The 25,902-nt window shown below is 41.1% G+C and carries 25 protein-coding genes and 2 pseudogenes; 21 read left to right on the forward strand and 6 right to left on the reverse strand.

The genetic code is table 11. The features are described 5' to 3' along the window. Window positions 1-166: 166 nt before the first annotated feature. Window positions 167-313 (forward strand): hypothetical protein, encoded by a 147-nt coding sequence (locus HT671_RS11525; protein ID WP_171043543.1) that lies wholly within the window; start codon window positions 167-169, stop codon window positions 311-313. Here HT671_RS11525 and HT671_RS02380 read toward each other — a convergent pair. The 3 genes from HT671_RS02380 to HT671_RS02390 form a co-directional block, all read right to left on the reverse strand. Then, entirely contained in the window at window positions 310-762 is a 453-nt protein-coding gene (locus HT671_RS02380) for an NUDIX hydrolase (RefSeq protein WP_023938214.1), read from the reverse strand. The two genes, HT671_RS11525 and HT671_RS02380, sit on opposite strands and share 4 nt — an antisense overlap. Before the next feature lie 128 nt (window positions 763-890). Continuing rightward, window positions 891-3,149: an ATP-dependent Clp protease ATP-binding subunit gene (locus HT671_RS02385; protein WP_172923022.1), complete on the reverse strand. Its 2,259-nt coding sequence runs from the start codon at window positions 3,147-3,149 to the stop codon at window positions 891-893. A gap of 229 nt (window positions 3,150-3,378) precedes the next feature. Beyond that, window positions 3,379-3,609: a DUF1797 family protein gene (locus tag HT671_RS02390; RefSeq protein ID WP_000443574.1), complete on the reverse strand. Its 231-nt coding sequence runs from the start codon at window positions 3,607-3,609 to the stop codon at window positions 3,379-3,381. Between the two features lie 190 nt (window positions 3,610-3,799). Here HT671_RS02390 and HT671_RS02395 point away from each other — a divergent pair, with 190 nt between their 5' ends. The 11 genes and pseudogenes from HT671_RS02395 to deoD all read left to right on the forward strand — a co-directional run bounded on the left by HT671_RS02395 (window position 3,800) and on the right by deoD (window position 15,436). Further along, complete coding sequence (locus HT671_RS02395) at window positions 3,800-4,483, forward strand: amino acid ABC transporter permease (protein WP_001011644.1); 684 nt, start codon at window positions 3,800-3,802, stop codon at window positions 4,481-4,483. Further along, a complete protein-coding gene (locus tag HT671_RS02400) occupies window positions 4,483-5,217 on the forward strand; it encodes an amino acid ABC transporter ATP-binding protein (RefSeq protein ID WP_138703503.1) in 735 nt (244 codons plus the stop codon). Before HT671_RS02395 ends, HT671_RS02400 begins: the two co-directional genes overlap by 1 nt. Before the next feature lie 153 nt (window positions 5,218-5,370). After that, window positions 5,371-6,228: a bifunctional methylenetetrahydrofolate dehydrogenase/methenyltetrahydrofolate cyclohydrolase gene (locus HT671_RS02405; protein ID WP_000192111.1), complete on the forward strand. Its 858-nt coding sequence runs from the start codon at window positions 5,371-5,373 to the stop codon at window positions 6,226-6,228. 140 nt (window positions 6,229-6,368) lie between these two features. Next, the gene (locus HT671_RS02410; RefSeq protein ID WP_000863091.1) at window positions 6,369-7,241 is read left to right on the forward strand and encodes an NAD(P)H-hydrate dehydratase; all 873 of its coding nucleotides are present in this window, start codon (window positions 6,369-6,371) and stop codon (window positions 7,239-7,241) included. Window positions 7,242-7,522: 281 nt separating this feature from the next. Then, window positions 7,523-8,206 (forward strand): ribose-5-phosphate isomerase RpiA, encoded by a 684-nt coding sequence (rpiA, locus tag HT671_RS02415; RefSeq protein ID WP_000429303.1) that lies wholly within the window; start codon window positions 7,523-7,525, stop codon window positions 8,204-8,206. A 13-nt stretch (window positions 8,207-8,219) separates the two neighbouring features. Continuing rightward, on the forward strand, window positions 8,220-9,431 hold the full coding sequence (locus HT671_RS02420; RefSeq protein WP_000033102.1) for a phosphopentomutase: 1,212 nt from the start codon (window positions 8,220-8,222) through the stop codon (window positions 9,429-9,431). A gap of 1 nt (window position 9,432) precedes the next feature. Continuing rightward, window positions 9,433-9,974, forward strand: a pseudogene (locus HT671_RS02425) (DUF1697 domain-containing protein). Between the two features lie 15 nt (window positions 9,975-9,989). Further along, window positions 9,990-10,799, forward strand: a complete 810-nt coding sequence (locus HT671_RS02430) for a purine-nucleoside phosphorylase (RefSeq protein WP_050207878.1) — start codon at window positions 9,990-9,992, stop codon at window positions 10,797-10,799. A 439-nt stretch (window positions 10,800-11,238) separates the two neighbouring features. Beyond that, a pseudogene (locus HT671_RS12015) lies at window positions 11,239-13,053 on the forward strand (discoidin domain-containing protein); the annotation flags it as partial. Beyond that, window positions 13,045-13,965, forward strand: a complete 921-nt coding sequence (locus HT671_RS12020; protein ID WP_283225753.1) for a thiol-activated cytolysin C-terminal domain-containing protein — start codon at window positions 13,045-13,047, stop codon at window positions 13,963-13,965. The pseudogene HT671_RS12015 and the gene HT671_RS12020, both read left to right, overlap by 9 nt. A gap of 760 nt (window positions 13,966-14,725) precedes the next feature. Then, entirely contained in the window at window positions 14,726-15,436 is a 711-nt protein-coding gene (deoD, locus tag HT671_RS02440) for a purine-nucleoside phosphorylase (RefSeq protein ID WP_000022090.1), read from the forward strand. A gap of 94 nt (window positions 15,437-15,530) precedes the next feature. Here the strand turns inward: deoD and HT671_RS02445 are convergent, their stop codons facing one another. The 3 genes from HT671_RS02445 to coaA all read right to left on the reverse strand — a co-directional run bounded on the left by HT671_RS02445 (window position 15,531) and on the right by coaA (window position 17,320). Then, on the reverse strand, window positions 15,531-16,043 hold the full coding sequence (locus tag HT671_RS02445) for a DNA topology modulation protein (protein WP_000684199.1): 513 nt from the start codon (window positions 16,041-16,043) through the stop codon (window positions 15,531-15,533). A 52-nt stretch (window positions 16,044-16,095) separates the two neighbouring features. After that, window positions 16,096-16,332, reverse strand: coding sequence for a 30S ribosomal protein S20 (gene rpsT / locus HT671_RS02450; RefSeq protein WP_001274000.1), 237 nt, complete (start codon window positions 16,330-16,332; stop codon window positions 16,096-16,098). Window positions 16,333-16,399: 67 nt separating this feature from the next. After that, window positions 16,400-17,320 carry a type I pantothenate kinase gene (coaA, locus tag HT671_RS02455; RefSeq protein WP_050207876.1) on the reverse strand — a complete coding sequence of 307 codons (921 nt, stop codon included), beginning with the start codon at window positions 17,318-17,320 and terminating at the stop codon, window positions 16,400-16,402. Window positions 17,321-17,519: 199 nt separating this feature from the next. Between coaA and HT671_RS02460 the strand changes: the two genes are divergently transcribed. From HT671_RS02460 to HT671_RS02500, 9 genes are all read left to right on the forward strand, one after another. Then, window positions 17,520-17,924, forward strand: a complete 405-nt coding sequence (locus HT671_RS02460; protein WP_050207875.1) for a hypothetical protein — start codon at window positions 17,520-17,522, stop codon at window positions 17,922-17,924. A gap of 208 nt (window positions 17,925-18,132) precedes the next feature. Continuing rightward, window positions 18,133-18,723 carry a class I SAM-dependent methyltransferase gene (locus HT671_RS02465; RefSeq protein ID WP_078374311.1) on the forward strand — a complete coding sequence of 197 codons (591 nt, stop codon included), beginning with the start codon at window positions 18,133-18,135 and terminating at the stop codon, window positions 18,721-18,723. Continuing rightward, complete coding sequence (locus tag HT671_RS02470) at window positions 18,720-19,997, forward strand: pyrimidine-nucleoside phosphorylase (protein WP_050207874.1); 1,278 nt, start codon at window positions 18,720-18,722, stop codon at window positions 19,995-19,997. The genes HT671_RS02465 and HT671_RS02470 overlap by 4 nt, the downstream gene beginning before the upstream one ends. A 19-nt stretch (window positions 19,998-20,016) precedes the next feature. Continuing rightward, complete coding sequence (gene deoC / locus HT671_RS02475; protein WP_050207873.1) at window positions 20,017-20,679, forward strand: deoxyribose-phosphate aldolase; 663 nt, start codon at window positions 20,017-20,019, stop codon at window positions 20,677-20,679. After that, window positions 20,666-21,055 carry a cytidine deaminase gene (locus tag HT671_RS02480; protein ID WP_050207872.1) on the forward strand — a complete coding sequence of 130 codons (390 nt, stop codon included), beginning with the start codon at window positions 20,666-20,668 and terminating at the stop codon, window positions 21,053-21,055. Before deoC ends, HT671_RS02480 begins: the two co-directional genes overlap by 14 nt. Before the next feature lie 89 nt (window positions 21,056-21,144). Next, window positions 21,145-22,197, forward strand: a complete 1,053-nt coding sequence (locus HT671_RS02485; RefSeq protein ID WP_050222932.1) for a BMP family protein — start codon at window positions 21,145-21,147, stop codon at window positions 22,195-22,197. A 143-nt stretch (window positions 22,198-22,340) separates the two neighbouring features. Further along, window positions 22,341-23,876 carry an ABC transporter ATP-binding protein gene (locus HT671_RS02490; RefSeq protein WP_000929841.1) on the forward strand — a complete coding sequence of 512 codons (1,536 nt, stop codon included), beginning with the start codon at window positions 22,341-22,343 and terminating at the stop codon, window positions 23,874-23,876. Beyond that, complete coding sequence (locus HT671_RS02495) at window positions 23,869-24,927, forward strand: ABC transporter permease (protein WP_050207870.1); 1,059 nt, start codon at window positions 23,869-23,871, stop codon at window positions 24,925-24,927. Before HT671_RS02490 ends, HT671_RS02495 begins: the two co-directional genes overlap by 8 nt. 2 nt (window positions 24,928-24,929) lie before the next feature. Continuing rightward, window positions 24,930-25,886, forward strand: a complete 957-nt coding sequence (locus HT671_RS02500) for an ABC transporter permease (protein ID WP_023940960.1) — start codon at window positions 24,930-24,932, stop codon at window positions 25,884-25,886. Window positions 25,887-25,902: the final 16 nt, after the last annotated feature.

Here is a 25,902-nt window from a genome sequence, read left to right on the forward strand (position 1 = left end):
TTCACCCACGTAACCGCTATGTTTCAAAAAATGAATTGACACAAGCTGAAGTAATCGAGCGCCTAGCCGCTATCGGTGAAAGCTTGGATCAAGCAGCTACAGTATAAGATTAAACAGTCCTTAGGGGCTGTTTTTCTATGCTTTTTACTCAAAAATCTAATACTCAATGAAAATCAAAGAGCAAACTAGGAAGCTAGCCGCAGGTTGCTCAAAACACAGTTTTGAGGTTGTAGATAAGACTGACGAAGTCAGTGACCATATCTACGGTCAGGCGACGCTGACGTGGTTTGAAGAGATTTTCGAAGAGTATTAGTCAATCTTATGCTGTTTTTTCCAAGATTGGATGGCCCATTTATGGCTACCACGTTTAAGATTTTGGATAGCCTCGTCAATAGGGAACCAGGCAATATGATTAAAGTCTTCTAGTGGATTTTGCACTTCTTTGAAAGAAGTCGCTTCATAGAGGTGGGCAGGATTGTAGTAGTAGGTATCACGATGACGAGAGTAGAAGTATTCATCAGCCTGTCCATAATAGGTACCAATTTCAGCTGTGAAACCAAGCTCTTCAATCAATTCACGCTTTAGGGCTTCCTGATGATTTTCACCTGCTTCAATTTCGCCACCTGGTAGGAACCAAGCGCCATTAGGTGCTTGAATAAGAACAATTTGTTTTTGTTTAGCGTCAGGGATAACTGCATACACTCCATAGCGTGCAACATAGTCTGTATTTGCTTTTTTTTCTCCGAAAGTTGGGTTTGCCATTGCATTTTCCTCATTATCTAGTATCTTTATTATTATCATAATGGACAAAGGCAGAGCTGTCAAGAACTTATAGTTATTTTAGTAAAAAGAGCAGAAAATTTTCATTTTCTACTCCTTTTCTATAGGATTTATACTTCTTTTTCATAAGTTTTTACTTCAACTTTTTTGGCAGACTTAATTTGAATGTTTCCCTTGCTAGTCAGAACTGCTTTGAGGTCTTTTTCGCTTGGATTTTCAAGGTAGTAGTCAGTGATTGCGTCCTCAATATAGTCTTGAATAGTCCGACGAAGTGGGCGTGCTCCCATTTTTGGATCATAACCTAGGTCAACCAGCTTTTCCTTGACCTTGTCAGTTACATCCAAATGAATGTTGTTGCTAGAGAGGCGCTTGTTAACATCTGCTAGCATGAGCTCGACAATCTGAAGGAGATTATCCTTGCTGAGAGCCTTAAATTCGATAATGCCATCAAAACGGTTCATAAACTCTGGGCTAAAGAAGTTGCCGAGTTCACCGAGAACAGAGTTGGTACGTCCTTCTCTAGTAGCCCCAAATCCAACGTTGGCTTCAGACTTACCTGTACCTGCATTTGAGGTCATGATAATGATGGCATCCTTGAAGCTAACGGTCCGTCCTTGCCCATCTGTCAAACGACCATCGTCCAAGACTTGTAGAAACATGTGCATAACATCTGGGTGAGCTTTTTCCACTTCATCGAGAAGGATGAGAGAATATGGATTGCGGCGAACTTTTTCAGTTAATTGACCAGCCTCATCATAGCCAACATAACCTGGAGGAGCGCCGACCAACTTAGCCACACTGTGTTTTTCCATGTATTCACTCATATCAAAGCGAATCATACTATCAGCAGAACCAAAGAGTTCGATAGCTAATTGTTTGGAAAGTTCTGTCTTACCGACCCCAGTTGGTCCGACAAAGAGGAAGCTTCCAATTGGACGGTTAGGCGTACCAAGACCGACACGATTACGGCGAATAGCCTTAGCAATCTTATCGACTGCATCATCTTGGCCAATAATATGAGACTTGAGATCTTCGGCTAGATGGATGAGTTGAGATTGTTCTTTCTCTTTTAAATCACCAACAGGGATGTTGGTTTTCTGTTCAATAATATGCTCAATGGTTTTTTCACTGATGATTGGAGTATCCTGGTCTGTGACCTTTTTCTTTTGCATTTCCTTATATTTGGCAATCTGGTCACGGAAGTAGGCGGCTTTTTCAAAATCTTCTTCTCGTGTAGCTTGAGACTTGAGATTTTCAGCCTCAATCAAGCGCTGATCAATGACTTTAGGGTCTACAAAATTCAAGGTCAAATTCATCTTAGAACCAGATTCATCTAGGAGGTCAATGGCCTTGTCAGGTAAGAAGCGATCTTGGATGTAACGATTGGAAAGAGTTGCAGCTGCTTCAATTGCAGCATCGGTATATTGAACGTGGTGGTAGTCTTCGTATTTCTTTTGAATCCCTTTGAGGATAGTGATTGTTTCTTCCACCGTTGGTTCATCAACCTTGACAGGCTGCATACGACGCTCGAGGGCAGCATCCTTTTCAATGATACGGTATTCATTGAGGGTAGTAGCGCCGACCAGTTGCAGTTCCCCACGAGCAAGGGCTGGCTTGAGGATATTTCCTGCGTCCATATTACCATCACTCGCAGAACCAGCACCGACAATTTCATGGATTTCATCGATAAAGAGGATGATGTCCTCACGTTTGCGAATTTCTTCCATGAGTTTTTGCATGCGTTCTTCAAATTGTCCACGGATCCCCGTTCCTTGCACCAAGCTAACCACATCCAGACGGATGACTTGTTTGCCTTGGAGTTTATGTGGAACATCACCATCAACAATTTTCTGAGCTAGGCCTTCGACAACGGCAGTTTTTCCGACACCCGGTTCACCGATAAGAACAGGATTATTCTTGGTTCTACGATTGAGAATCTCGATGACACGGATAATCTCATCGTCGCGCCCAATAACGGGGTCAATGTCTCCACGACGGGCAATCTCAGTTACGTTGATACCAAATTCTTCCAGCAGGCCTTTTTCTTGGCTTGCTGGTGGAGTTTGAGCAGAACCACGATTTTGGGAACCATAACCGCCGTTTCCACCGTAACCTCCACCTGATTGGGTTGGGGGAATAGGAGGAGTATTGCTAGAAGGTCTGAAATTGTTTAGGTCATTGAAAAAATCACCAAAGGGATCGAAGTCACGATTGTTCAGATCCGTCATACCTTTGAAGAGGCTATTGTTAGGATCTGTTTTGATAATCTTGTAGCAGTTTTGACAGAGGTCAATTTGTTTTTGTTTTCCATTGAGATTGGTGTAAAGATGAATTGTTGAGTCGTTGATTTTACAGTTTTGACAAAGCATACATCTACCTCATTTCTTTCTTTATCCTGATCTGTTTAAAGGTCAAAAATAGTCAAATTCCTATACTCTCATTATAACAGGATTGGGGTGTAAAGCAAGTAAAAAGATTGCAGCTTTGAAAAGTTGTTGCAATGAAAATTTTTGTGAATTTGGACTATAAAAAAATCCTATTTGTGAGACAAAAAGGATTTTGGTTAGACATGCAGGGACAATCCCAGCTTGTTTTAGATTAGTAGAGAAGTTCGTAAATCTCCATTGCAATTAAGTCAATGCTATCAAACGTATACGTTTCGCGAGCTTCTACGTCACGAAGGGTAAAGATTGAGCCGTTTTCTTCGTCGTGGCTGTACGCAACTTCTGCAACAACAACTCCTTCGCGTTCAAAATTACGTTTTAAATTTCCGCCATCGTTTGCCATTGCTTCAAGGCGGTTGATGATTCTAACCAAATGTGATTCCATTTTGATTCTCCTTCATTTCTTATCGTTACTATTTTACCATAAAGGAGGCCAACTTGACTAGAAAAAAACTAAGATTTCTCGCTAATTCTGCTAGTTTAAAGATTTTTAAATAAATTGGATAAAAGATTTGAATTTTAATTCAATATACGTTATAATCATACAGTATTCTATTTTAGAAAGCAGTGTGACTATGAATTTTTCTTTTTTACCTAAGTATTTACCTTATTTTAACTATGGGGCTGTTGTGACGGTTCTTATTTCTATCTGTGTTGTCATTTTGGGAACCATTTTGGGGGTTGTCTTGGCTTTTGGGCAACGTTCAAAGTTTAAACCGCTTGTTTGGCTGGCCAACTTGTACGTTTGGATTTTCCGTGGGACACCTATGATGGTTCAGATTATGATTACCTTTGCTCTTATGCACATCAATGCTCCGACTATTCAGGTTGGGATTTTGGGTGTTGATCTTTCTCGTCTGATTCCAGGGATTTTGATTATTTCTATGAACAGTGGTGCTTATGTTTCTGAGACTGTTCGTGCTGGGATTAATGCGGTTCCTAAGGGGCAGTTAGAGGCGTCCTATTCTTTAGGGATTCGTCCTAAAAATGCGATGCGGTATGTGATTTTGCCACAAGCAATCAAAAATATTTTGCCAGCATTGGGGAACGAATTTATCACCATTATCAAGGACAGCTCCCTCTTATCAGCTATTGGGGTCATGGAGTTGTGGAATGGGGCTACAACAGTTTCTACAACAACCTATCTACCTTTAACACCACTTTTATTTGCAGCATTTTACTACTTGATTATGACCTCTATTCTGACAGTAGCCTTGAAAGCTTTTGAAAAACATATGGGACAAGGAGATAAGAAATAATGACAGAAATCTTGATAAAAATTGAAAATTTACATAAATCTTTTGGAAAGAATGAAGTATTGAAGGGCATCAACCTCGAGATTAAAAGAGGAGAAGTTGTCGTTATCATCGGTCCTTCGGGGAGCGGGAAATCTACCTTGCTTCGCTCTATGAATTTGTTGGAGGAAACAACCAAGGGGAAGGTTATCTTTGAGGGAGTCGATATTACGGACAAGAAGAATGACCTCTTTGCCATGCGTGAGAAGATGGGCATGGTTTTCCAACAATTTAACCTCTTTCCTAATATGACTGTGATGGAAAATATTACCTTGTCACCTATCAAGACCAAAGGTGAAAGCAAGGCAGTTGCTGAGAAGAGAGCTCAAGAGCTGTTGGAAAAAGTTGGTTTGCCGGATAAGGCAGACGCTTATCCACAGAGTTTGTCAGGTGGGCAGCAGCAACGGATTGCTATCGCGCGTGGGTTGGCTATGGAACCAGATGTTTTACTCTTTGACGAGCCAACTTCAGCCTTGGATCCTGAAATGGTGGGTGAGGTATTGGCTGTTATGCAAGATCTAGCCAAGTCAGGAATGACCATGGTTATCGTAACACATGAGATGGGATTTGCCCGTGAGGTGGCAGATCGTGTCATCTTTATGGCAGACGGTGTGGTTGTTGAAGACGGAATACCTGAACAGATTTTTGAACAAACCCAAGAACAACGGACTAAAGACTTCTTGAGTAAGGTTTTATAATCTATTTTAAAATTTCAAGACAAGATTAGTGAAAAGCTCAACCAGAGATTTTTCTTATAGTTTGAAACTATAGGATAGCCTAGGAAATAAGTGTTAGGGGGTGCAGGCAGTTTTTGCTATAATGGAAGATATTTGAAAGAAAAGAGAAGTGATATGACACAGATCATTGATGGGAAAGCTTTAGCGGTCAAATTGCAGGGGCAATTGGCTGAAAAGACTGCAAAATTAAAGGAAGAAACAGGTCTAGTACCTGGTTTGGTAGTGATTTTGGTTGGGGATAATCCAGCCAGCCAAGTCTACGTTCGCAACAAGGAGAGGTCAGCTCTTGCGGCTGGTTTCCGTAGCGAAGTAGTGCGAGTTCCAGAGACCATTGCTCAAGAGGAATTGTTAGACCTGATTGCTAAATATAATCAGGATCCAGCTTGGCATGGGATTTTGGTCCAGTTGCCATTACCAAAACACATTGATGAAGAGGCGGTTCTATTGTCTATTGATCCAGAAAAGGATGTGGATGGGTTCCATCCCTTAAACATGGGGCGTCTCTGGTCTGGTCATCCAGTCATGATTCCTTCGACACCTGCAGGAATTATGGAAATGTTTCATGAATATGGGATTGAATTAGAAGGTAAAAATGCGGTCGTCATCGGTCGTTCAAACATTGTTGGAAAACCCATGGCCCAGCTTCTTTTAGCCAAAAATGCAACAGTAACCTTGACCCATTCACGCACCCATAATCTTGCCAAGGTGGCTGCTAAAGCAGATATTCTTGTAGTCGCAATCGGTCGTGCTAAGTTTGTGACTGCTGACTTTGTCAAACCAGGTGCGGTTGTCATTGATGTCGGTATGAACCGCGATGAAAATGGGAAGCTCTGTGGAGATGTTGACTATGAGGCAGTTGCCCCACTTGCTAGCCACATCACACCAGTTCCTGGAGGTGTAGGCCCTATGACCATTACCATGCTAATGGAGCAAACTTATCAGGCAGCACTTCGGACATTGGATAGAAAATAAGAGAAAAATCGCTGAAGAGAGTGTATTTTCTATAGCTATATCTGAAATGGCAGAAATGAGTATTAAATTTTAGATATAAGATTACAAAAGGAGGTCTGCGCCTCCTTTTTGTTGTATAATAAAAGCGAGAGGAAAAAACGATGAAAGTGATTGATCAAACTTTACTAGAAAAAGTTATTATTGAACGTTCTCGTACAAGTCATAAAGGAGACCATGGTCGTCTGCTGCTGCTTGGTGGCACTTATCCTTATGGAGGTGCTATCATTATGGCTGCACTAGCTGCTGTTAAGAGTGGTGCAGGATTGGTGACCGTTGGAACGGACAGGGAAAATATTCCAGCTCTGCACAGCCATTTACCTGAGGCTATGGCATTTTCTCTTCAAGACAAGCAATTGTTAAAAGAGCAGTTGGAGAAGGCAGAAGTTGTCTTGCTGGGACCTGGTTTAGGAGACGATGCTTTTGGAGAAGATCTAGTCAAACAGGTCTTTGCTAGCTTAAAACAGAATCAGATTTTGATTGTAGATGGTGGTGCCCTGACCATTCTTGCTAGGACAAGTTTGTCGTTTCCGTCTAACCAGCTTATCCTAACTCCCCACCAAAAAGAATGGGAAAAGCTGTCTGGTATTGCTATTGAAAAGCAAAAGGAAGATGCAACAGCTAGTGCCCTGACTTCATTTCCTCAAGGAACAATTTTGGTGGAGAAAGGTCCGGCTACTCGTATTTGGCAAGCTAGCCAATCTGATTATTACCAGTTACAGGTCGGCGGTCCCTATCAGGCGACTGGGGGGATGGGAGATACTCTTGCTGGAATGATTGCAGGATTTGCAGGCCAATTCCGACAGGCCAGTCTCTACGAATGTGTGACGGTAGCGACCCATCTTCATTCAGCTATTGCCCAAGAACTAGCTCAAGAACAGTATGTGGTTTTGCCAACGGAGATTAGTAATTGTATTCCTAAAGTAATGAAAATTATTTGTCAACAAGAGAGGGTAAGCAAAGATAAACTTGTTTAAAATAGATAGATAAACCCACTTCCTTCTCTTAATTTATGATTCTTGAAATGCGCCTGCTTTAATGCTAAACTAGACGTATCAAAGTTAAGGTCTTGTTTTTGGAACTGGAAAGAGATGAACAAAGCAAATACATAAAAGATAAATTCATTTTTATTCGTTTTATAAAAATAAAATGCATGTTTTCAAAGAAAGATTGATAAAAAATGTAAATTTGATCTTTTTACTTGAATAAAAAGCGATTTCATAGTAGAATAAGAACTGAGAATGATGGAGGTAAATCGGTGGAAAATCTGAAGAAAATGGCAGGTATCAAGGCTGCTGAGTTCGTGAGCGATGGAATGGTCGTTGGACTTGGAACAGGCTCGACTGCCTATTATTTTGTAGAAGAAATCGGTCGTCGTATCAAGGAAGAAGGATTGCAGATTACAGCTGTAACAACTTCTAGTGTGACCACTAAACAGGCAGAAGGCCTTAATATCCCGCTCAAGTCTATTGACCAAGTAGACTTTGTCGATGTGACGGTTGATGGCGCGGATGAAGTGGATAGTCAGTTTAACGGAATCAAAGGCGGTGGTGGTGCCCTTCTCATGGAAAAGGTGGTCGCAACACCATCAAAAGAATACATTTGGGTGGTGGATGAAAGCAAGCTGGTCGAAAAACTAGGTGCTTTTAAATTGCCAGTAGAAGTGGTTCAGTATGGCGCAGAACAAGTCTTTCGTCGTTTTGAGCGAGCTGGCTACAAACCAAGTTTCCGTGAAAAAGACGGCCAACGTTTTGTGACGGATATGCAGAATTTTATCATTGACCTCGCCTTGGATGTCATTGAAAATCCAATTGCTTTTGGACAAGAATTGGACCATGTCGTTGGTGTTGTGGAGCATGGTTTATTCAACCAAATGGTGGATAAGGTAATCGTTGCTGGACGAGATGGAGTTCAGATTTCAACTTCAAAAAAAGGAAAATAGAAGGGGGCATAAGATGTCTAAATTTAATCGTATTCATTTGGTGGTACTGGATTCTGTAGGAATCGGTGCAGCACCAGATGCTAATAACTTTGTCAATGCAGGGGTTCCAGATGGAGCTTCTGACACACTGGGACACATTTCAAAAACAGTTGGTTTGAATGTCCCAAACATGGCTAAAATAGGTCTTGGAAATATTCCTCGTGAAACTCCTCTTAAGACTGTAGCAGCTGAAAGCAATCCAACTGGATATGCAACAAAATTAGAGGAAGTATCTCTTGGTAAGGATACTATGACTGGACACTGGGAAATCATGGGACTCAACATTACTGAGCCTTTCGATACTTTCTGGAACGGATTCCCAGAAGAAATCCTGACAAAAATCGAAGAATTCTCAGGACGCAAGGTTATTCGTGAAGCCAACAAACCTTATTCAGGAACGGCTGTTATCGATGATTTTGGACCACGTCAGATGGAAACTGGAGAGTTGATTATCTATACTTCAGCTGACCCTGTTTTGCAGATTGCTGCCCACGAAGACATTATTCCTTTGGATGAATTGTACCGTATCTGTGAATACGCTCGTTCGATTACCCTTGAGCGTCCTGCCCTTCTTGGTCGCATCATTGCTCGCCCTTATGTAGGTGAACCAGGTAACTTCACTCGTACGGCAAACCGTCGTGACTTGGCTGTATCTCCATTTTCCCCAACTGTTTTGGATAAATTGAATGAGGCTGGTATCGATACTTATGCTGTGGGTAAAATCAACGATATCTTTAACGGTGCTGGTATCAACCATGACATGGGTCACAACAAGTCAAATAGTCATGGAATTGATACACTATTGAAGACTATGGGACTTGCTGAGTTTGAAAAAGGATTCTCATTCACAAACCTAGTTGACTTTGATGCCCTTTACGGCCATCGTCGTAATGCTCACGGTTACCGTGATTGTTTGCATGAGTTTGATGAACGCTTACCTGAAATTATCGCAGCTATGAGAGAGAATGACCTTCTCTTGATTACTGCGGACCATGGAAATGACCCAACGTATGCAGGAACGGATCACACTCGGGAATATATTCCATTGTTGGCCTATAGCCCTGCCTTTAAAGGAAATGGTCTCATTCCAGTAGGACATTTTGCAGATATTTCAGCGACTGTTGCCGATAACTTTGGTGTGGAAACTGCTATGATTGGGGAAAGTTTCTTAGATAAATTGGTATAAGATGACGCGCTATGCTTTGCTGGTGAGAGGTATCAATGTTGGTGGTAAGAATAAGGTCGTCATGGCGGAGCTTCGTCAAGAATTGACAAACTTGGGACTGGAAAAGGTTGAGAGCTACATCAATAGTGGCAATATTTTCTTTACTTCGATAGATTCCAAAGCCCAATTGGTTGAAAAGCTAGAGACTTTCTTTGCAGTCCATTATCCATTTATTCAGAGCTTTTCTTTACTGAGTCTAGAGGACTTTGAGGCGGAACTTGAAAATCTACCAGCTTGGTGGAACAGAGACTTGGCACGAAAAGATTTTCTCTTTTACACTGAGGGTTTGGATGTGGACCAAGTCATCGCGACAGTTGAAAGTTTAGAGCTGAAAGATGAAGTGCTTTATTTTGGAAAACTTGGGATTTTCTGGGGAAATTTTCTGAAGAAACCTACTCTAAAACTGCCTATCACAAGGATCTGCTCAAGATGCCTTTCTATCGCCACATTACCATTCGCAATGCTAAAACTTTTGAAAAAATCGGTCAAATGCTAAAAAAATAATAAAGGAGACACACAATGACATTTTTAAACAAAATCCATGAAACAGCTGCTTTCCTGAAAGACAAGGGAATTCAAGCGCCTGAGTTCGGTCTAATCCTTGGATCAGGACTGGGAGAACTGGCAGAAGAAATCGAAAATCCAGTTGCAGTAGACTATGCTGAGATTCCAAACTGGGGCCGCTCTACAGTAGTCGGTCACGCTGGTAAATTAGTATATGGTGACCTTGCAGGTCGCAAGGTCTTGGCTCTTCAAGGTCGTTTCCATTTTTACGAAGGAAATCCTCTGGAGGTCGTGACTTTCCCAGTACGTGTCATGAAAGTTCTTGGATGTGAAGGTGTCATTGTAACCAATGCAGCTGGTGGTATTGGATATGGTCCTGGTACTTTGATGGCTATCTCAGACCATATCAACATGACGGGGCAAAATCCATTGATGGGTGAAAACTTGGATGACTTTGGTCCACGTTTCCCAGATATGTCTAAGGCCTACACTCCAGAATACCGTGCTACTGCCCATGAAGTTGCTAAAAAACTTGATATCAAGCTTGATGAAGGTGTCTATATCGGTGTTACTGGTCCAACTTATGAAACACCAGCAGAAATCCGTGCCTATAAGACACTGGGAGCAGATGCAGTTGGTATGTCTACGGTTCCTGAAGTTATCGTGGCAGCCCACTCTGGCTTGAAAGTTCTGGGAATTTCATGTATCACTAACTTTGCGGCTGGTTTCCAAGAAGAACTCAATCACGAAGAAGTTGTAGAAGTGACTGAAGGTGTCAAAGGTGATTTCAAAGGTTTGCTTAAAGCGATTCTTGCAGAATTGTAAGAAAAAAGATTTAAAAGGGGGAATACCTCTACCTTTTCATGATTGACTGGCTATTCGGAACAAAGAAGAAACATAGGTAGACTATGGGTTTCTTCCTACTCTTGTAACTGAAAGAGTCTGATAGTTAGCATTGTGAAAGACAAGAATCTAGGATGCTGGAATTAGCTTCCTAGCCAAGCAGACTAGTATGATAAGAAGAGATAAGAATGAATTTATACTCAATGAAAATCAAAGAGCAAACTAGGANNTAAGACTGACGAAGTCAGTGACCATATCTACGGTAAGGCGACGCTGACGTGGTTTGAAGAGATTTTCGAAGAGTATTACTTTCTGAATTTCTCAGTCTTGTCCTATATAGGGGACAAGGAGATTTCGCTTGAGTCTGCTTACAAATAAACGAAAAGAAAGATAAAGAATAATGAAAATTGGTCAACGAATGATGCGCTTTGGCATAAAAAAATTAAGTATCGGAGTTGTATCTGTTGCAGTCGGCTTTGCATTTCTAGCTCCAGCTGGAATTTCAGCCAATGAACTACAGCAAGATGTAACATCTGAAGTGGCAACAAGAGTGCTAGATCCTAAGGAGGAATTGAGAGAGCCGGAAAATGCTACTCCAAAACTAGAAACTCCTCTTAGAGAGGAGTCAAGACTAGCTCCTCAAACGCTTCCGGAAGCAAGTGAAGTTCTTGAAAACAAAAGGGAAGAGTCAAAAGTAGAGATAACCGAGCCAGCTCAATACTTACCTATTCTTGCTCCTGTAGAAGAAACTAAAGAAGAAGCTGTGACAGAAAAACCAACAAATACTCGTTCTCTAACAGCAGAAGATTTGGTGAAGATTTCCAAAGGGGAATTGCATTTAGAAAATGATTTGATTGATGAATCTCTCTACGGTGAAAAAGTTCTTGATTTGGAAGGGGATGATGACCAAGATGGCATCAAAAACAAAGATGAACTTTATGTGTACAACAAAGATGGTAAGGATTATCTAGGATATAACAGTCATCCCTTGCTAGCAGACAGTGATGGGGATGGTTTGGCAGATGGAGAAGATGACAATAAGAAAGAATGGTATGTCACAGACCGTGATTCTCTTCTCTTTATGGAGTTAGCCGATCGAGACGATGATTATATTGAGAAAATTTTAGATCATAAGAATCCTTTCCCTAGTCTCTATCTTGACCGTCAAGAATACAAACTCATGCACAATGAATTGGCTTCTTTCTGGAAGATGAAAAAAGCCTATCATACAGATAGTGGCTTGGATGCTTTCTTATTTGAGACCAAGAGCGACCTTCCTTATCTCAAAGATGGAACGGTGCACATGTTGGCTATACGTGGAACAAGACGGAATGATGCAAAAGATTTAAGTGCAGATTTTGTTTTGTTAGGAGGAAATAAACCAGCGCAAGCGGATGATATCCGCAAGGTTGTTGGGGAATTAGCCAAGGATACAAGTATTACCAAGTTGTATATGACAGGCCATTCTCTTGGAGGCTACCTAGCTCAGATTGCAGCGGTTGAAGCTTACCAAAAATATCCTGATTTTTATAACCATGTATTGCGAAAAGTGACGACTTTCAGTGCGCCTAAAGTGATTACTTCCAGAGCGGTTTGGAATGCTGAGAATGATTTCTGGGATGTTGGTTTGGAAAGCCGTAAATTAGCTGTTAGTGGAAAAATTAAGCATTATGTGGTTGATAATGATAATGTTGTGACTCCCTTGATTCATAACGATCGTGATATTGTTACATTTACAGGTAATTCACGCTTTAAACACCGTTCTCGTGGCTATTTTGAAAGTCGAATGAATGATATTCCTAACTTTAATATTGGTAAACGAACTACCTTGGATAAACATGGTTATCGTGATCCAAAATTGGATAAAGTGCGATTCTTTAAGAAACAGGCTCTGCCCCAATCTTCTAGTCAACCAAGCGCGGAACCAATGGAAAATATTACCTTAGGGAAACAGGTTACTCAAAGTTCGACAGCTTTCGAAGGAGATGCTAGAAGAGCTGTGGATGGCAAAGTTGATGGTAACTATGGTCACAATTCTATCACTCATACCAACTTCCAATCTAAGCCTTGGTGGCAAGTAGATTTGGCTAAAGAAGAAACCATTCGCCAAATCAATATTTACAACCGAACAGACACTGCCCAGGATAGATTGGCAAACTTTGATGTCATTCTGTTAGACAGTTCTGGTAAAGAAATTGAGAGAAAACGAATAACATCTCTTAAAGATGTGTCAGCACAAATTGCGATTAACCATAAAAAAGCGCGCTATGTTCGGATTGAGCTAGAAGGCTATAATGCCCTCAGTCTTGCAGAAGTCCAAGTATATCGTGCTGAGAATATCGCTTGGAAAAAACAAGCTAAGCAAAGTTCTACTGATTTTGGTGGAGATGCTAGTCGTGCCTTGGATGGCAATACCAATAGTAGTTATAGCCAGCAATCAATTACCCATACAAAATTTGAAAACCAGCCTTGGTGGGAAGTTGATTTAGGTCGTACAGAACAGGTAGGACTTGTTCGCCTTCATAACCGTGGGGATGGAGAGCTTTCTAAACGTCTGTCAGACTTTGATGTGATTTTATATGATGAAAAAGGGAAAGAAGTTGCTAGACAGTATGTTGCTAAACTTGACGGAACGAGCTTGGATGTTCAATTAAATGGGAAATTGGGACGCCGTGTTCGTGTGCAACTACGTAAGAACAATCAAGCCCTCAGTCTTGCAGAAGTAGAAGTTTTCCGCTTTATCGCTACGAATGGTGAGACGGCGACACAAGTTTCTAAGCCAGTTCAACCAATCAGTCAAACGCCTGTGAAAGACAAAACATTGACAATTCAACATAGTGGAGCTTATATTGCCCGCTACTCTATAACTTGGGAAGAAGTTACAGTAGACAAAGATGGAAACCAAGTTGTTCGTAGTCGTTCTTGGGAAGGAAACGGTCGCAACCAGACTGCAGGTTTTGTCCTCAACCTCCCAATCAAAGGAAACATGAGAAATCTGCGAATTAAGATTGAGAAAAAGACAGGTCTACTATGGAATAGATGGCAAACAATCTATGAAAACAGACCAATTTTAGCTCAACCCCACCGTAAAATTACCCATTGGGGAACAACATTAAATTCTAAGATTTCTGATGACGATGTCTTGTAAAAAATCCTACTATTCAAGAATGAGATGATTTAGTTTATAAGAAAGTACTACCTGAGCTTGAATAGAACTCAGGTAGCTATCTGTGAGAGAACAAAATTAAACAGAAAGGTATAGTGAGGTGTTCTAATTTGAACATGAGCGGAAAAACTTTTCTAAAAACTTAGAAAGGAAGGGGAGTTCGGGTTTGAATTGAATCCGATCTACTCTTCTCAATATTATCAAAATTAAGAAAGAAAGGAATTGAACCCATCATAAAAGCAGTGGGAAAAAGATAGTTGGTCTAGCGAGCATCGCTCACTGCGCCCCACTCCTATTTTCCCTTTGGCTTTTTAACGGGTTTGGTATCTTTCTCAATATAAAATATAAAAAAGACAGGTAGAGCGCGTGTTTTGATTTGAACACGAGCGGAAAACTTTTCTAAAAACTCAGAAGAGAAGGGGAGTTCGGGTTTGAATTGAAGCCGTTCTAATCTTCTCAATATCATCAAAATTAAGAAAGGAATTGACCCCACCCTAAAAGCAGTGGGAAAAAGATAGTTGGTCTAGCGAGCATCGCTCACTGCGCCCAACTCCTATTTTCCCTTTGCTTTTTGACGGGTTTGGTATCTTTCTCAATATAAAATAAAGAAAGGTAGAGCGTGTGTTCTGATTTGAACACGAGCGGAAAACTTGGAAAATAGATAATCTGACTGAAAAATCAGGATTTCTCGTCAGATTCCTAATTTTCAGTCGTTTTCTTGTCGCTCTTTGTATCATAAATTATGTCTATCCATATTGCTGCTCAGCAGGGTGAAATTGCTGATAAAATTCTTCTTCCAGGGGATCCTCTTCGTGCGAAATTTATTGCGGAGAATTTCCTTGAAGATGCTGTTTGTTTTAACGAAGTGCGTAACATGTTTGGTTACACTGGTACTTACAAGGGTCACCGTGTATCTGTTATGGGAACTGGGATGGGAATGCCATCTATTTCGATTTATGCGCGTGAGTTAATTGTTGACTACGGAGTGAAAAAATTGATTCGTGTGGGAACTGCAGGATCTTTGAATGCAGATGTCCACGTACGTGAATTGGTTTTGGCGCAGGCAGCTGCAACCAACTCTAACATCATCCGCAATGACTGGCCACAGTACGATTTCCCACAAATCGCTAGCTTTGATTTGCTAGATAAGGCTTATCATATTGCCAAAAATCTCGGTATGACAACCCACGTTGGGAACGTTTTGTCATCTGATGTCTTTTATTCAAACTACTTTGAAAAGAACATCGAGCTTGGTAAATGGGGAGTCAAGGCTGTGGAAATGGAAGCAGCAGCACTTTACTATCTGGCAGCCCAACACCATGTTGACGCGCTAGCTATTATGACAATCTCTGATAGCTTGGTTAATCCAGATGAGGACACGACTGCAGAAGAACGTCAAAATACCTTCACCGATATGATGAAGGTTGGATTAGAAACCTTGATTGCTGAATAAAAGAGAACACAAAAGGAAGACTTTCTGGATGAAAATCTTCCTTTTTTAGTCATTCAGTCCATACTGTGACCTTAATGAAATGTTGCTCTACCGTCTATTTTTTAAGAGATTGCAAAAAACAATCAATCTCTGCTTGAGAATGGAGAATACGCATCTTTTCTGGGTAAGTATTGTTTAAATATTGGTATCTATCCTTAGCATTTTTTGTTCGACCATCCCAGAGAATCCAACGAATAAATTCCCAGTTGAATTGCTCGGGGCATCCCTTAGCCATGCTTTCTCTCACTTTTCCTCTGTATTTTAAATAGCGCTTAAAGGCTCTTAGCAAACAATTCCAAGCAGAGAAGTTTAAAAAGATGATTTGGTTAGCTTCCTGCATTCTTTCTTCGTAATAACACCAAGAATAATTACCATCGATGACCCAAGCTTCATGCTTGGTGAGAAAATTTTTCATCTCGGTTAACATCCAATCACGGTCACTGTCTTGCCAACCAGGTTGAAATTGGAGTGTGTCCATATGAAGTTTTGGGATGGAGTAGTAGAGAGATAACTTTTCAGCTAGCGTTGACTTACCAGCACCAGAATATCCGATAATTGCAATTTTCATTTTCTACCTTTTCCTATTTGGAGACAAAAAAACAGCCTCTATGGACTGTTTCTTATTTAGCAAGTTTAGCTGAAAGACGAGCTTTATCGCGGCTTGCTTTGTTTTTGTGAATCAAACCTTTAGTTTCTGCTTTATCGATAGCTGAGCTAGCAGCACGGAAAAGTTCTTCAGATGGGTTTGCTTCGAAAGCTTTGATAGCAGTACGCATAGCTGATTTTTGAGCTGAGTTCTTTTCGTTTTGTTTAACGTTCAATTCAGCGCGTTTGATAGCTGATTTAATGTTTGCCAATGTTCTTACCTCCATATTTACTAACTATACCATTATATCTGAAAACTTACGTTTTGACAAGGGAAAATTATTTTTTTAAGTAAATTTCATCGATTTCATGGTTCTTTGTTTTATGAAGAATCACTTCTGCACGATTTCTAGTTGGTTCAATATAATTTTGTAGATTTGTGAGATTGATACTGGTCCAGACCTGATGGGCAAAGGATTCCACTTCCCCAATCGGCATTTGTGTAAAACGATAATAGTAGCTATCAGGGTCGTTTTGGGCTAGGCTCAGGATTTTCAAGAAACGGTCTAGATACCAACTCTCGATGTCATCAACTGAAGCATCAACATAGATGGAAAAGTCAAAGAAGTCAGTAATATAGAGACGCTCGTTTTGTGGATTTTGAAAGACGTTAATCCCCTCGACAATCACAAAGTCAGCAGCTTTTACTCGTTGTTTTGCTTCAGGGACGATGTCATAGACTTCATGAGAGTAGACAGGAATATCCACATCTTGTCCATTTTTGATGCAGTCCAAGAAGTTGAGAAGAGCTTCCATATCATAGCTTTCAGGAAATCCCTTACGATTTAAAATCCCTTGTTCAATCAAGGTCTGGTTGGGATAGAGAAAGCCGTCAGTTGTTACCAACTCAACCCTAGCATCTGTAAGTGTACGGGACAGTAGGATTTGAAGTAGGCGACTGGTTGTGGATTTTCCAACGGCAACACTCCCAGAAACCCCAATGATAAAAGGCTGGGATTTGCTTTCACGTTGAAGGAAAATCCCTTTTGAAAAGGCCAAATCATCCTTGGTACGCTTGTAAATCTGGATGAGATGGGCTAGGGGGAGATAGACATCGGTAACATCCTGCAAGCTAATCTGGTCATTAAAACTCTTGATGGATTCTAATTCCTCTTCTGTCAAAGGAGGTGTCGTCTTTCGATGTAAAGATTGCCAAGTCTGGCGACTGATTTTTTCAAAATGTAAAAATTCGTTGGTCATTTGTTTTCCCCTAGATATTTTGTCTATCATACCATAAAAAGTTAAAAAAATAAAGCGGTTTCTTGAATGTGGTAAGTCAATAGTATATAATATAAGTAGATAGAGGATGAACAATTTATTGATGAAGTAGGAGCTGCTTTCTACTGACTTATCAGCTATAAAGGGGGCTTTGGGGTTTATAACTTATAGGAGGTGTACTATGAAAATCTTGAAACGTTACCTATTGGAACTCTGTTTTATTTTAAGTTTTGCCTTACCTTTTATAAAAGGAGTCAATGCGGATAATGGTAGACGCTTTGTGGAAATCTATTACGGTTTTACTTTTTTGATGGAACATGCCATTGTAACAGCTGTCTTTATCTGTTCGCTTTTGATTGCTTTCTTCCTAAAAAAACGATGGGCGAAATGGCTTGCTGCTGGTAGTTATTGCTTTTTAGTTCTATGGATTGCGACAGAGGGTTATTTCTTCCGCATGTCACTAGAAGATTTGATACGACTTTGGACAAGTTTGGAAATCCTGACACAAACGTATCAATTGGGCTTTTATCTAAATATTTTGTTGGGAATTTTGTTGATAATTAAGTATCTGAAGGTTAAGCAATAGTAATAAAAATGCGCTTGATTATAGACAATAAATTTGTTGTTTTATCATGGCAATGATAGCTGTAGTCCTAGATGAAATACAAGTTGCTTATAAAAGTTGAAAGAGATTGAAGGGGAGCTATTGTAACGCACCTTCCTTCAATCTTTTTGTTTTATTTTGGATATGTAAACGATTTACAATTCGATCCAAAATATGATAGAATAGGGTTATGAATAAAATGTACTATGCAGAAAATCCTGACGCTGCTCACGACATTCATGAGTTGAGAGTAGAATTGTTGGGAGAAAAAATGACCTTTCTGACGGATGCAGGTGTTTTTAGCAAGAAGATGGTTGACTTCGGAAGTCAGCTTTTGCTCAAGTGTCTGGAGGTCAACCAAGGAGAAACTGTCCTTGATGTAGGCTGTGGTTACGGACCTTTGGGCTTGTCTTTAGCTAAGGCTTATGGCGTTCAGGCTACCATGGTCGATATCAATAATCGTGCCTTGGGTTTGGCGCGACAAAATGCTGAACGAAATAAAGTAGAAGCGACGATTTTCCAGTCCAACATCTATGAACAAGTTGAAGGGAAATTTGAACATGTCATTTCCAATCCCCCTATTCGTGCTGGAAAAAAAGTCGTTCATGAAATTATCGAGAAAAGTAAAGATTTCTTGGAAATTGGTGGAGATTTGACCATCGTCATCCAGAAAAAACAAGGGGCTCCAAGTGCCAAGTCTAAGATGGAAGATGTGTTTGGCAATTGTGAAATCCTTAAAAAAGATAAGGGATACTATATCCTTAGAAGTGTGAAAGAATGAGAGCAGTTGATTTAATCCAAAAAAAACGAGACGGTCAAGAACTGACTTCAAGTGAAATTGAATGGCTGATAGAAGGCTATGTATCAGGAACTGTTCCTGATTATCAGATGTCTGCCTTTGCTATGGCTGTTTATTTTAAAGGAATGACGACTCGAGAAATATCTGATTTGACCATGAAGATGGTCAAGACAGGGCAAGAGTTTGACCTGTCTGCCATTGATGGTGTGAAAGTTGACAAGCATTCTACTGGTGGTGTCGGCGATAAGGTAACCTTGATTTTAGCTCCTCTTGTTGCTAGCTTTGGTGTGCCTGTGGCAAAAATGAGTGGTCGTGGCCTTGGTCATACTGGTGGGACAATTGATAAATTGGAGTCCATTAAAGGCTATCAAGTCGAGCGCAGTCAAGAGGATTTTATTCGTCAGGTTCAGGATATTGGTGTATCTGTCATTGGGCAATCAGACCAGCTGGTTAAAGCAGATAAACTTCTCTACGCCCTCCGTGATGTGACCGCAACTGTCGACACGATTCCTTTGATTGCGAGTTCGGTGATGAGCAAGAAAATCGCGGCAGGAGCGGATGCTATTTTGCTAGACGTAACTGTCGGTGAGGGCGCCTTCATGAAGACGGTTGATGAGGCGCGTGAGTTGGCTCAAACCATGGTGGAACTTGGTAAGGCTGTTGGCCGGAAGACAGTAGCGGTGATTACGGATATGAGCCAGCCTTTAGGGCGTGCGATTGGAAATCGTCTGGAAATCCTTGAAGCATTGGAGATTCTACAAGGTCAAGGACGTCAGGATATTACCCACTTTATTTGTGAATTGGCTCAAATTATGCTTGGTCTGGCAAATGTAAATAAAACAGTTGAAGAAGTTCGCCAACATCTTGAAAATGGCCAAGCGCTGGCTAAGTTTGAGGAAATGGTCCAAGCCCAAGGTGGAGACTTAGAAGACCTCTATCGTCCTGTAAATGTGTCCCATGTGGTGGAAATCCCTGCTCAGGAGACGGGTGTTATTTCAGCTCTTCCAGCTATGGAATTTGGGCTTTATGCTATGAGACTGGGGGCAGGCCGTGCAGTCAAGTCTGATGCCTTGGATTATGAAACAGGAATTGTTTTTGAAAAGAAAGTTGGAGATTCCGTTCAAAAGGGAGAAATTGTTGCAAAAGTATACACAAATGGAAAAATTTCTCATCAGCTAGTTACAGATTTTCAAAAATATGTTAAAATAAATGATAGGGTGCAAAGTTTACGAGAAATTATAGAAATTATCTCATAAACCGCAGGAGAATCCGAATATGAAATTAAATAAATATATCGATCATACGCTTTTAAAACAAGATGCAACAGAAAATCAAATTGATTGTTTGTTGTCTGAGGCTAGAGAGTATGATTTTGCCAGTGTTTGCGTTAATCCGACCTGGGTTGAACATGCTAAAAAAGAGCTTGAAGGCACAGATGTCAAGGTCTGCACAGTAGTAGGTTTCCCTTTGGGAGCAACAACTTCAACTGTGAAAGCTTTTGAGACAAAAGAAGCTATCCAAAATGGTGCAGATGAGATTGATATGGTGATCAATGTTGGGGCTCTCAAATCAGGTAATTTAGCCTTGGTTGAATCGGACATCCGTGCTGTTGTAGAAGCAAGTGGTGACAAGTTAGTGAAAGTCATTATTGAAGCTTGCCTTCTGACAGATCAAGAAAAAGTTGTGGCTTGTCAATTAGCCCAAAAAGCAGGAGCTGATTTTGTTAAAACATCTACTGGCTTTTCAACTGGTGGCGCTACGATAGCAGATGTTCAATTGATGCGTGAAACAGTTGGGTCTGATATGGGTGTCAAGGCTGCTGGTGGAGCTCGTTCTTATGAGGATGCTCTTGCCTTTGTCGAAGCAGGTGCGACCCGTATCGGAACGTCAGCTGGAGTAGCAATTCTAAAAGGAGAATTGGCAGATGGCGACTACTGAGTTGATTGAACTGGCAATTGAAACCAGCAAGAAAGCCTATGTCCCCTATTCTCACTTTCCTATCGGAGCAGTTTTAGTAGCCAAAGACGGAAGTGTTTACACGGGAGTGAATATCGAAAATGCTAGCTATCCTTTGACCAATTGCGGTGAGAGAACAGCCATTTTTAAGGCTATATCTGAAGGACAAAGAGAGTTTTCAGAATTGATTGTCTATGGACAGACTGAAAAACCAATCTCACCATGTGGTGCTTGTCGCCAAGTAATGGTCGAATTTTTTGAACAAGATCTAAAAGTGACCTTAGTCGCAAAAGATAAATCGACGGTCGAGATGACGGTCGGGGAGTTACTTCCATACTCTTTTACAGACTTAACTTAGTCTGAGTCGCTCTCTGAGTGGCACGGTCCTTGTGGCCAACCAATCCATACTTGCAACATCGTTGCACATCTTATTTAGGAGGTTCAGTAATGAACAAGAAACAATGGCTAGGTCTTGGCCTAGTAGCAGTGGCAGCAGTTGGACTTGCTGCATGTGGTAACCGCTCTTCTCGTAAGGCAGATTCATCTTCTGATGTGAAGACAAAAGCAGCAATCGTCACTGATACTGGTGGTGTTGATGATAAATCATTCAACCAATCAGCTTGGGAAGGTTTGCAGGCTTGGGGTAAAGAACACAATCTTTCAAAAGATAACGGTTTCACTTACTTCCAATCAACAAGTGAAGCTGACTACGCTAACAACTTGCAACAAGCGGCTGGAAGTTACAACCTAATCTTCGGTGTTGGTTTTGCCCTTCACAATGCGGTTGAAGAAGCAGCTAAAGAACATTCTGACTTGAACTATGTCTTGATTGATGATGTGATTAAAGATAAAAAGAATGTTGCGAGCGTAACTTTCGCTGATAATGAGTCAGGTTACCTTGCAGGTGTAGCTGCAGCCAAAACAACTAAAACAAAACAAGTTGGTTTTGTAGGTGGACAGGAGTCAGAAGTTATCTCTCGTTTTGAATCTGGTTTCAAGGCAGGTGTTGCCTCAGTAGACCCATCTATCAAAGTACAAGTTGACTATGCTGGTTCATTTGGTGATGCTGCTAAAGGTAAAACAATTGCAGCAGCACAATACGCAGCTGGTGCAGATATTGTTTACCAAGTAGCTGGTGGTACAGGTGCTGGTGTCTTTGCAGAAGCAAAATCACTCAACGAAAGCCGTCCTGAAAATGAAAAAGTTTGGGTTATCGGTGTTGACCGTGACCAAGAAGCAGAAGGTAAATACACTTCTAAAGATGGCAAAGAATCAAACTTTGTTCTTGCATCTACTTTGAAACAAGTTGGTACAACTGTAAAAGATATTTCTAACAAGGCAGAAAAAGGTGAATTCCCTGGCGGTCAAGTGATCGTTTACTCATTGAAAGATAAAGGGGTTGACTTGGCAGTAACAAACCTTTCAGAAGAAGGTAAAAAAGCTGTCGAAGATGCTAAAGCTAAAATCCTTGATGGAAGCGTAAAAGTTCCTGCAAAATAATGGATGGAAGTCATTTCTTAGGAAGCGGCCCTCGGTCGCTTTTTTAAGAGTTGAGACAAAGTCATTTTGTCTCAGTAAAGCTTGCTACTAGACAAACTAGCAAGTTTTATTGAAATAAAATAAGACTCTGAAAGGAAGAGCACATGGCACACGAAAATGTCATAGAGATGCGTGATATTACCAAGGTGTTTGGCGAATTTGTTGCCAACGACAACATCAACCTGCACCTACGAAAGGGTGAAATTCATGCACTTTTAGGAGAAAATGGGGCTGGAAAGTCCACGCTCATGAACATGTTAGCAGGACTTCTTGAACCAACTAGTGGTGAAATCGCGGTCAACGGTCAAGTTGTCAATCTCGATTCACCATCTAAAGCAGCTGGCTTGGGAATCGGAATGGTTCACCAGCACTTTATGTTGGTAGAAGCTTTCACGGTGGCTGAAAACATCATTTTAGGAAGTGAATTGACTAAAAATGGTGTACTAGATATTGCTGGAGCTAGCAAAGAAATCAAGGCTCTTTCTGAACGTTATGGCTTAGCTGTTGACCCTTCTGCCAAGGTAGCAGACATCTCAGTCGGAGCCCAACAACGTGTAGAAATTTTAAAAACCCTTTATCGGGGGGCTGATATCCTTATCTTTGACGAACCAACGGCTGTTTTGACTCCATCAGAAATTGATGAGTTGATGGCTATTATGAAAAATCTTGTCAAAGAAGGAAAATCAATTATCTTGATCACCCACAAGTTGGACGAGATTCGCGCAGTTTCTGACCGCGTTACAGTTATCCGTCGTGGGAAATCAATTGAAACCGTCGAAATTGCAGGGGCTACCAATGCTGATTTGGCAGAAATGATGGTGGGACGTTCTGTTTCCTTTAAAACGGAGAAACAAGCCTCTCAACCAAAAGAAGTGGTCTTGTCTATTACAGACTTGGTGGTCAATGAAAACCGCGGTGTCCCAGCTGTGAAAAATCTGTCCTTGGATGTTCGTGCTGGAGAGATTGTTGGAATTGCGGGGATTGATGGAAATGGTCAGTCTGAACTGATTCAAGCCATCACAGGTCTTCGCAAGGTTGAATCTGGTAGCATTGAGCTAAAAGGAGATTCAATTGTAGGCTTGCATCCACGACAAATTACAGAGCTAAGTGTTGGGCACGTTCCAGAAGACCGTCACCGTGATGGTTTGATTTTAGAGATGATGATTTCTGAAAATATTGCCCTTCAAACCTACTACAAAGAACCACATAGTAAAAATGGAATTTTGAACTATTCAAATATTACTTCTTATGCTAAAAAGCTAATGGAAGAATTTGATGTTCGTGCTGCCAGTGAATTTGTTCCTGCAGCTGCACTTTCAGGAGGAAATCAACAAAAAGCAATTATTGCTCGTGAAATTGATCGTGATCCTGATCTCCTTATCGTCAGCCAGCCAACTCGTGGGTTGGATGTCGGTGCCATTGAATATATCCACAAGCGCTTGATTGAAGAGCGTGATAATGGTAAGGCTGTTCTAGTTGTCAGCTTTGAATTGGATGAGATTTTAAACGTCTCAGACCGTATTGCCGTTATTCATGATGGTAAGATTCAAGGTATTGTGTCACCAGAAACAACCAATAAACAAGAACTTGGTGTCTTGATGGCTGGTGGAAACTTGGGAAAGGAGAAGAGTGATGTCTAAAAAATTACAACAAATTTCGGTTCCCTTGATCTCTGTCTTCCTTGGAATTTTACTTGGAGCCATTGTCATGTGGATCTTCGGCTATGATGCTATTTGGGGCTACGAAGAATTGTTCTATACAGCCTTTGGTAGCCTGCGTGGGATTGGAGAAATCTTCCGTGCAATGGGGCCTTTGGTCTTGATTGGTCTTGGATTTGCTGTTGCCAGTCGTGCAGGTTTCTTTAACGTTGGGCTTCCTGGTCAGGCTTTGGCAGGTTGGATTCTCAGTGGTTGGTTTGCCCTGTCGCATCCAGATATGCCACGTCCCTTGATGATTCTAGCAACTATCGTGATTGCTTTGATTGCTGGTGGGATTGTCGGAGCTATTCCAGGTGTTTTGAGAGCTTATCTCGGGACTTCAGAGGTTATCGTAACCATCATGATGAACTACATTGTCTTGTATGTAGGGAATGCCTTTATCCATGCCTTCCCTAAAGACTTTATGCAAAGTACAGATTCGACCATTCGTGTTGGGGCTAATGCAACCTATCAGACCCCTTGGTTGGCTGAGTTGACTGGTAATTCGCGGATGAATATTGGTATTTTCTTTGCCATCATTGCTGTTGCAGTTATTTGGTTCATGCTCAAGAAAACAACCCTTGGTTTTGAAATCCGTGCTGTTGGTCTTAATCCACATGCTTCAGAATACGCTGGTATTTCTGCAAAACGAACGATTATCCTATCAATGATTATTTCAGGTGCCTTGGCAGGTCTTGGTGGAGCTGTTGAAGGACTTGGAACCTTCCAGAATGTCTATGTTCAAGGGGCGTCATTGGCTGTTGGATTTAACGGGATGGCGGTTAGTCTGCTTGCGGCCAACTCACCAATTGGTATTCTCTTTGCAGCCTTTCTATTTGGTGTTCTCCAAGTTGGAGCTCCTGGTATGAATGCGGCGCAGGTACCGTCTGAGCTTGTTAGCATTGTAACAGCGTCTATTATCTTCTTTGTCAGTGTTCATTACCTTATCGAACGCTTTGTCAAACCGAAAAAACAAGTTAAAGGAGGTAAGTAAAGATGTCTATTACAACCTTGCTCACCCTCTTGGTGTCTTCTATGCTGATTTATTCAGCACCCCTCATCTTTACAAGTATTGGTGGTGTTTTCTCTGAACGTGGTGGTGTGGTAAACGTCGGTCTTGAAGGAATTATGGTTATGGGTGCCTTTTCTGGAGTTGTCTTTAACCTTGAATTTGCAGAACAATTTGGAGCAGCAACTCCATGGCTATCCTTGCTTGTAGCAGGATTGGTAGGGGGAATCTTTTCTATCATTCACGCAGCTGCGACGGTGCATTTCCGTGCAGACCATGTTGTCAGCGGTACGGTATTGAACTTGATGGCGCCAGCCTTGGCTGTTTTCTTAGTGAAAGTCCTTTATAACAAAGGACAAACCGACAACCTAAGTCAGACTTTTGGACGCTTTGATTTCCCAGTCTTGGCAAATATCCCAGTAATCGGTGATATCTTCTTCAAGTCAACTAGCCTTCTTGGTTACTTGGCGATTGCCTTCTCGTTCCTTGCTTGGTTTATTCTCTTCAAAACTCGCTTTGGTCTTCGTCTCCGCTCTGTTGGTGAACATCCTCAAGCAGCGGACACGTTGGGAATCAATGTCTACAAGATGAGATATTTAGGGGTTATTATTTCAGGTTTCCTAGGTGGAATTGGCGGAGCGATTTATGCTCAATCAATCTCAGTTAACTTCTCAGTGACAACTATTGTTGGACCTGGATTTATCGCCCTTGCTGCTATGATTTTTGGAAAATGGAATCCAATCGGAGCCATGCTTTCTAGTCTTTTCTTTGGACTTTCACAAAGTTTGGCTGTTATCGGTTCTCAATTACCGTTCCTACAAGGTGTGCCTGCGGTTTATCTTCAAATCGCACCTTATGTTTTGACAATTCTTGTCTTGGCAGCCTTCTTTGGAAAAGCAGTTGCACCAAAAGCAGATGGTATCAACTATATCAAATCAAAATAAGTATACAAAAAAACGT

Origin of the sequence: Streptococcus sp. 2741, from assembly GCF_013276315.1 — a bacterium.
GTDB lineage: Bacteria > Bacillota > Bacilli > Lactobacillales > Streptococcaceae > Streptococcus > Streptococcus pseudopneumoniae.